This window comes from Microcystis sp. LE19-10.1B, from assembly GCF_027530565.1.
In the GTDB taxonomy this organism is placed as follows: domain Bacteria; phylum Cyanobacteriota; class Cyanobacteriia; order Cyanobacteriales; family Microcystaceae; genus Microcystis; species Microcystis aeruginosa.
The window spans coordinates 1-7,993 of the sequence record NZ_JAPZQM010000550.1; the positions used below are offsets into that span (position 1 = coordinate 1).

The 7,993-nt window shown below is 41.0% G+C and carries 6 protein-coding genes; 1 reads left to right on the forward strand and 5 read right to left on the reverse strand.

Annotated features, from left to right (window positions below; genetic code table 11):
* Window positions 1–427: 427 nt before the first annotated feature.
* The 5 genes from O9332_RS19985 to O9332_RS20005 all read right to left on the reverse strand — a co-directional run bounded on the left by O9332_RS19985 (window position 428) and on the right by O9332_RS20005 (window position 5,959).
* A complete protein-coding gene (locus O9332_RS19985) occupies window positions 428–1,324 on the reverse strand; it encodes an AEC family transporter (protein WP_288027076.1) in 897 nt (298 codons plus the stop codon).
* Window positions 1,325–1,373: 49 nt separating this feature from the next.
* The gene (locus tag O9332_RS19990; protein WP_288027078.1) at window positions 1,374–1,949 is read right to left on the reverse strand and encodes a Uma2 family endonuclease; all 576 of its coding nucleotides are present in this window, start codon (window positions 1,947–1,949) and stop codon (window positions 1,374–1,376) included.
* A 161-nt stretch (window positions 1,950–2,110) separates the two neighbouring features.
* On the reverse strand, window positions 2,111–2,506 hold the full coding sequence (locus tag O9332_RS19995; RefSeq protein ID WP_002761398.1) for a nucleotidyltransferase family protein: 396 nt from the start codon (window positions 2,504–2,506) through the stop codon (window positions 2,111–2,113).
* On the reverse strand, window positions 2,466–3,326 hold the full coding sequence (locus O9332_RS20000) for a formylglycine-generating enzyme family protein (protein WP_002761399.1): 861 nt from the start codon (window positions 3,324–3,326) through the stop codon (window positions 2,466–2,468). Before O9332_RS20000 ends, O9332_RS19995 begins: the two co-directional genes overlap by 41 nt.
* 206 nt (window positions 3,327–3,532) lie before the next feature.
* The gene (locus O9332_RS20005) at window positions 3,533–5,959 is read right to left on the reverse strand and encodes a dynamin family protein (protein ID WP_288027081.1); all 2,427 of its coding nucleotides are present in this window, start codon (window positions 5,957–5,959) and stop codon (window positions 3,533–3,535) included.
* Window positions 5,960–6,180: 221 nt separating this feature from the next.
* Here O9332_RS20005 and O9332_RS20010 point away from each other — a divergent pair, with 221 nt between their 5' ends.
* Window positions 6,181–7,821: a DUF655 domain-containing protein gene (locus O9332_RS20010; protein ID WP_288027083.1), complete on the forward strand. Its 1,641-nt coding sequence runs from the start codon at window positions 6,181–6,183 to the stop codon at window positions 7,819–7,821.
* Window positions 7,822–7,993 lie beyond the last annotated feature (172 nt).

The window sequence follows — 7,993 nt, forward strand, 5'->3', positions numbered from 1 at the left end:
TGGGTCGTGGGGTACGGGGCGCTGGGGGTTGGGGGGGTGGGGGGCCCGGGGGGGGGGGGGGGGGGGGTGGGGGGGGGGGGGACAGGGGGGTGTGGGGTGTGGGGTGTGGGGAGAATAAATAAAATAATCTCCTATCTCCTATCTCCTATCTCCTGAATCCTGAATCCTGAATCCTGAATCCTGAATCCTGACTCCTATCTCCTGACTCGGAGAATCCTGACTCCTATCTCCTGACTCCTATCTCCTGACTCCTATCTCCTATCTCCTGACTCCTGACTCCTATCTCCTATCTCCTGACTCCTATCTCCTGACTCCTATCTCCTGACTCCTGACTCCTATCTCCTGACTCCTGACTCCTATCTCCTGACTCCTGACTCCTGAATCCTGAATCCTGACTCCACCAACAAACTTTGTCAGCAAACCCTAATTATAAATAGACTTTTAATAACCAAAGAAAGAAAGGAATAGTCAGAAAACTAGCAAGGGTAGTGACCACAACTGTGCGGGCCATTAAAGCGGCTGAACCACCGAATTCTGTGACTAAAATGACGGTATTAACGGCGGTGGGCATGGCACTTTGTAGGATGAGAATTTTTAGATCCATACCGGTTAATCCTAAACTATTGCCGATCGCAAATGCCAAAAGAGGAGCGACTAAAAGACGCAAACCGGCTCCTAATAATTCTAATTTACCGATCGCTAATTTTTGCTGAGATAATTGGATACCTAGGATAATTAAAGCCAAAGGAATTGCCGCTTGTCCTAGATAGCTAACACTTTTATCTAATTGCAGGGGAAGATGAAAAGAGAAAGTTTGAAAGCTAATGCCGATAAAAATTGACCAGATTAAGGGCAATTGAAAAACTAAGCGAAATCCTGAAAGAAAGCTTTTTCCTCGCAAATAAGCGGGACTAATACCAAATAAAAGAATACTAGAGCCAATCATATAGATTATCGCTCTTTCCAGTCCAGCCGCACCCAGGGCGAAACTAGCCACAGGTAAACCCATATTACCGTTATTGGGCATCACGGCGGCAGCCATGAGGCTTTTGCGGGTATCAGCATCGAGACTGAGACAATAGGCGATAATTTCGACGACAATCACTATTACCAGTGAAATAAGGGCAAAGCCTAGGAGAATTAAACCGATATTGCTGCCGGATAAAGTGGTGCGATAGAGTCCATCAATCACCAAAGCGGGAGCAAGAATATACACCGTGATTTGGGAAAGGGAATGCACTTCAACAGTGAGAATTTTTCCTGCTATCACACCGATGAGGATGATAAAACCCACTGGAACAATAGCGGAGAGGATGACAAGCATTAATCAGGTAAAAAGTAAATAGTAAACAGAAAAAAACTGATCTGATTTTTTAACGGATTTCTGTTATATCTTCGTATAAAGATGCGATCGCGCAGTGAAAATCGATACTAGCTAGATAAATATCTGCTCCTTTGCTGTAGGGATAAAGAACCCAGAATCCTTCATCATTGCGACGAAAACAATCCACACTGATGCGTTCTTGACTGATAAGAACGTATTCTTCTAAAGTTTCAAGGGAACGATAGTCGGCAAATTTATCACCCCGGTCAAAGGCAGCCGTAGTGGGGGATAATACTTCTACAATCAAGCGCGGATAACGGATAAAATCTTCCGAGAAAGACCGATTATCTCGCGAGTCGCAAGTGACCACAAGATCGGGATAAAAATAACTATTAGCTATTTCTAGACGAACTTTCATATCTGTGGCATAGACAAGACAACCACTACCCCGCAGCCGGTTTTTTAAAAGTGTGGCTAAGTTGATAATAATCATACCATGGGCTTTACTTGCACCAGCCATGGCGTAGGTTTGACCGCGAATGTATTCGTGTTTATACTTGGCTATTCTCTCCGTTGCTAAATAATCTTCTGGGGAAAGATAGTTATGGTCAAAGTTAGCAATCATTTGGTTAAATCACCTTTATTGTCTCTAAAATCAATTCTAACTCTCGATCGAGGAGCGGTACATTTTAAAAATTTTTCTGACAAACACCTGCAAATTTTGCCGGTTGATCGGCAAATTATTGAGCTAATTGACCTGCTCGGACAATATCTAGTAAAAAAGCCTTATCCCGCCACATAAATCACTTGCGCTGTCCCTAAAATCTCTCGTTGACGAATCCAATTATGACTCTGCTCGATCGATTTTTTCGTTAGCAAATCAACTTTCCGTCCCAATAAATTCTCTAATTCCCGTTTCATCCTCGAAAACTCCAGAAGTCCCCAAGAAACACTATCTTGAAAACTGACCAGTATATCAATATCGCTATCTGGACGAAAATCTTCCCGCAAAACCGATCCGAATAAACACATTTCAGATATCTGCCATTTCTGACAAAATTCGCTGATTATTTGCTGGGGTAGTTCTATTTTCAATTTTTTCACCTCCCTGTCACCGGTAATCAGTGATCGGTTTTCAGATTTAAGGAGAATTATCGCTAACCACACGAAAACCGATATCATAGAGTCCGGCAGTAGCCAGAAATTTGACCCGGTAGGCCGAGCGACATTTGTTAGGGCCATCATTCCAGGAACCCCCCCGTAAAACTCGTCTGTCCCTATCTTCTATTGTGGCTGCTTCGTAGTTATCGCGCCAGTAATCTGCACACCATTCCCTGACATTTCCGTGCAGGTCGTAGAGTCCGAAAGGGTTAGCGACGGCAAACATTCCTACCGGTGTGGTTTCCCTGCGATCGCATCCTAGGGAACCTTCCCCATAACGACCATAACTGCACACTTTGCCGCCATAATCCCAGTCCACCCCGGAATAGTTGGCTAAATCAGTGGAAATTGTCAGGCCAAAGTGGAAGGGGGTTGATGTACCCCCCCGACAAGCGTATTCCCATTCTTTTTCTGCGGGTAAACGATAATTGAGTCCGGTGAGACGGGATAGGCGATCGCAAAATTCCACCGCTTCCCACCAGTTAATTTGTTCTACTGGGCGATCATAACCTTCAAAATGGGCCGGATAGGGATTAAGTTCAATATTTACTGGTTCTAATTTTGCCACCTCGCGCCATTGTCGTTGGGTAATTGGGTAGCGACTCAGACAAAAGGCCTGAATATTAACCGGAGATTGGGGACTTTGACTCAATTTCCAGCCTAACTCGCTTTTGGGCGCACCGATGAGGTATTGACCGCTAGGGATAGAAATCATTTCTAAAAAGGTTTTTTTGCTTAAAAAATATTTATAACCTCGATTAGTGACTTTTTCCCGTTTAATTTCCTCACCTTTGCCATTAACAGTGACCACTTCATCGGTAAAATCTAACCATTCTCCCATTCTGCACCCCTCTATCGGTTATCGGTTGATCGGGTTAAGCTGCGAGCCTAAAAAAATCTCGCAACCTACCAGTTTAAGAATAACAAGACTTCGATCGCTTATCCCCCGATGAGTTTTAATTTTAATTAATTTTTTGCTTTGACAGCAAATCGGTTTTTGATAGATGGATGGTTTTCCCTCCACTTCCCACCTTCCCACTCCCCATATTAATTACTGGAGTGATTAACAACTTCAGGGACAATCTCTAATTCTTGTTCACCAATTACAGGTAAATTATTTTTCTGTAAACCCATAGCAGTTAAACAAGTATTGAGAGAGTTGATCGCTTGGTTATAATCCTCAATTTTTTGGTGAATTTCTTCCTGTTTGCGGGCATTATTCGCAATTTTTTCCGCCGCTTCCTGTTCTAAAGTTTGTTCTAGATAAGAACGAGCTTGATTGAACTGTTGTAGAATAGTATCCGCTTGTTTTTTTGCCATTGGTATCAACTGATTTTTCAGAGTATTATTAACAGTTTGGCGGAAATTTTTATGAATTGTCGCTGATACTTTTGGCTCAAAATCTAACTTAAGTAATTGACGGATAGCAGGTTCGGCAGCAAGAATACTTTCACAGTCATAACCTTGGGCAGTTTGTTGCACAGTTTGCCGAAATTGAAAGATCGAAAAAGTGCCTTCGTTGTAAAAATTATGATTTTCTCGTACATAGCGATCGCACTCAGTTTTTGCTTCGGAAATCAAGGCATGAATTAACTGCAATTCTAGCTGTTTTAGCTGATTTTCTATGCCACCATTGTTACCCAATAAACGATATACTTGCCGATAATAATCACCTTGCCTTACCGCATCTAAAAGACGCTGACAAAAGCGACTAATTAAACTGGTTGACTCCTCAATTAACACATCTTCTAGCTGGTTAGACAGATAATAAAAAGCTTCCACTAATACTGCTAATAAAGGTGCTGTAGCATTGCGAGGATGAGTTAAAGTCGCTTGCGAGTAAGCATTTTTAACAGAAAAAGTATTTAATAACTCATCCAATCTTGATACCATTCTCGCTTTCAGTTTCTTAAAGTCTTCCTCAAAGTTTTCATCGCTATTAACCACGACAGCATTGACATAACCATCGATATGTTTAGTTAATTTCTCTCCCACTTCCTTTAACTCTTGATTGAGGTGATTTAACTCCAGAGCTTTCATCGCCTCAATTTCTCGTGGTTGACTTTCTAAATCACTATAAATCCCTTGATAATAATTTTTGAGAGTAATGCAGAGAGATTGTAAATCATCGGCTAAATTAGCAAACAATTGCGGACGCTTTTCCTCCGTGAGATAACGAGTAATTGCCGTGCGAAATTCTTCGATACCGCTATCAGCAATTAACTGCTCTAGTAAAGGAGTTCCCCACTCGCTTAAAACTCGGAAGTAATTTTTATTAGGAGTTTCATAACCGTGGATGGAAACTTTAAAGGGAGTTGCCAGTAATTTACCGGAGTTGGCACAATAGTTATTAAACTCGCTGACAAATTGCGGTGTTTCTTCTTCTCCTCCTAAATTTTTAACACTTTCGGTAAAGATAGAATCTAAACCATAACGCTGATTAATATTGGTTTGATTTTTCACCTGATACCCATAAAACCCTAAAAGTCCGCTGGTTTTGTAAATGCGGGAAGTATCACGAAATTGCGTTTGAATTAGGTTTTCTAAACGCTGTTTTAGTTGGGCTGAGTACCAGGTTTCATCGATGCGGTTAAAAACATAAAAAACTCGATCACGAATACCAGCATTAGAGCGAATTTTTTCGAGTAATTCCGTTTCTTCTGTGGCTAATTCTCCCGCAGAAGCAGCCTTTAAAACACAAACCACTGCCGAAGTATCAGGATGCTCTATTTTACGATAGGCTAAGGCGGCATCTTTTTGGACTGGGGCATCAATACCGGGCAAATCTACCAAAACGTTACCATCTTTAAGGAGAGGATGATGACAGTAATATTCTAGACGTTTTAAGACGGCGCTATTGCTACCACGACGGGCAAAACTTGCCGCTTCTGCTAAATTAGAAAAGTGAAATTGTTCCATGGAATAGGTGGCATTATGCAGCGTATGGATCCGCTCACGATTTTGAGTAAATCCTTCAATTAATAATTTTAAACCCTGAGCTTGTTTAGCTCGCTCGGATTTGCCTTCTCCCCCTTCCTGTTCGATAATTTTTTGACAGTATTGGTTTAACTGACTACAGTATTCGGGGGAATTAATGTTACTGGGATTGGTTAATTGCAGATTTTGACAGACGGTATCGACTAAAGTACGAATTTCTACTTCGCTGAGAAAGGTTAAAACCACTCTTTCCTCATCAGCTTCTGCGTACTCAATATAACATTCCGTACCCGTTGCGTGTCCTTCGGCACTATACAGCAATTCTCGCTCTAAAAGTGCATTGATTAACATTGATTTCCCAGCACTAAAAGCACCGGCGAAAACGATTTCAAATTTGGGAGAAATGGCTTTTTGTAGGGCAATTTCTATCTTGCTGGTATCCTGTTGATTGCGGAGAGAGGATTCGCCTTTTAATAGTTCAATTATACTGTTAACATTACCAGCCAGATTACTGCATTGGGGTAAAAGTTCAGTCATGGTAAAACCCAAATCTAGAAGAACAGTGCTATTGTTCCCCAGATTATAACAAAATTCCCTAACTAGATGTCACATCTTTGGTCAGCGATTTAAGCAATCAAAGACAAAGCCATCGTCTTCAATCTAGAATCAGGATTGATTATAATCAATTTAGTACATACAGATTTCCGAGAACCTCCTTAGGTAAAAATTCCCTCCTGAATCCTAGGGTAATGATAATTATGTGGACAAAAATGGCAATAGATAAATTGAGATTAAAAAAAATTCGGCCTATGGGACAGTTGGGATTTTTGTTAGGAACAGTTTTTCTTTTGGGTGGCTGTCATTCTCTGAATGTTATCCAAAATCGTCCCCAACCCTTGCCCCAAGATCAATATATTCAAGTCTATTTTAATTATAATCAAGCCCAGGGTTCAAATTATACCGATCCCTATCGCCAAATTAATCGCCCGGGGGATAATTTAGAACAGGTTATTATTGATAATATCAACTCGGCCAAAAGTTCGATCGATCTAGCTGTGCAAGAGTTACGTTTACCCGCCATCGCTCAAGCTTTAGTTGCTCGTCAGCAGCAGGGAATTAAAGTTAGGGTTATCCTCGAAAATATTTACAATAAACCTATTCATACTTTAGCCAAAAACCAAGAACAATCAAGCGATCGAGAACAGGAACGTTATCAAAACCTTTTTGATTTAGTTGACATAAATCGAGATGGTAAATTAAGTCCAGAGGAAATCGCCCAAAGAGATGCAATTACTATCCTCAAAAAAGCGGGTATTCCCCTAATTGATGATAGTGCAGATCGCTCAAAAGGTAGCGGTTTAATGCACCATAAATTCATGGTTCTTGACAATCACACTACTTTAATCAGTTCAGCTAACTATACCTTAAGTGATATTCATGGAGACTTTTCTAATCCCAAAACTGTCGGGAATGCCAATCACTTATTAGTAATTACTAATCCCCCACTAGCTAGAGTTTTTCAAAGAGAATTTAATCTGATGTGGGGAAGGGAAGATAGTCCTAAATTTGGCTTAGATAAACCCCAGAGAAAACCACAAACAATTACTATCGGTAATAGTAGTCTGACGGTCAAATTTTCCCCCGATTCTACCGCTTATCCCTGGGCAATTACTAGCAATGGTCTGATCGGTGAAACTTTAAATCAAGCTAAAAAATCCGTGAATTTAGCCCTGTTTGTCCTGACGGAACAGCCTTTAGCTAATATTCTCGCCCAACGACATCAAAAAGGGATAGAAATTAAAGCTTTAATTGATCCTAGTTTTGCCTTCCGATACTATAGCGAAGGATTAGATTTATTAGGAGTTGCTCTCAGTAATAAATGTCGTTATGAACCAGATAATCAGCCTTGGCAAAACCCAATTAATACCCTAGGAGTTCCCGATCTAGCCCGGGGAGATAAATTACACCATAAATTCGGTTTAATCGATGATAAAATTGTGATTACTGGTTCTCATAATTGGTCAAGAGCCGCTAACCATCAAAACGATGAAGCTTTAGTTATTATCGATAATCCCACCGTTGCCGCTCATTTCGATCGAGAATTTCAATATCTTTACCGTACCGCTAAATTAGGACTGCCGGAAACTATTAAAAATCGGATCGAACAAGATAGAAAAAACTGCCCCCAATCTGTAACAATTAAAAGCGATCGCTTAATTAATTTAAACACCGCCACCAAAGAAGAATTAGATAGTTTACCCGGTATCAGTGGCAAATTAGCCGAAAAAATTATCGATGCCCGGCAACAAAAACCCTTTACTTCCCTAGAAGATTTGGATCGAGTATCGGGAATCGGTCAGGGAAAAATTAGCAAGCTCAAAGGCAAAGTCAGCTGGTAATGATTGTCTCGTCTGTATTTTTTGCCATAGACAAAAACTAGCAATTTTCCCTTGTTACGGCAAGCTAAGTAGGTAGGGTCTGCTGAAAAAGTTTTTCCTGGGGGTAGGAGTCAGTAGCCAGTCGTCAGGAGTCGGTCGTTTCAGGCTTTGTTGCCCTTGTTTTTTGTACCAA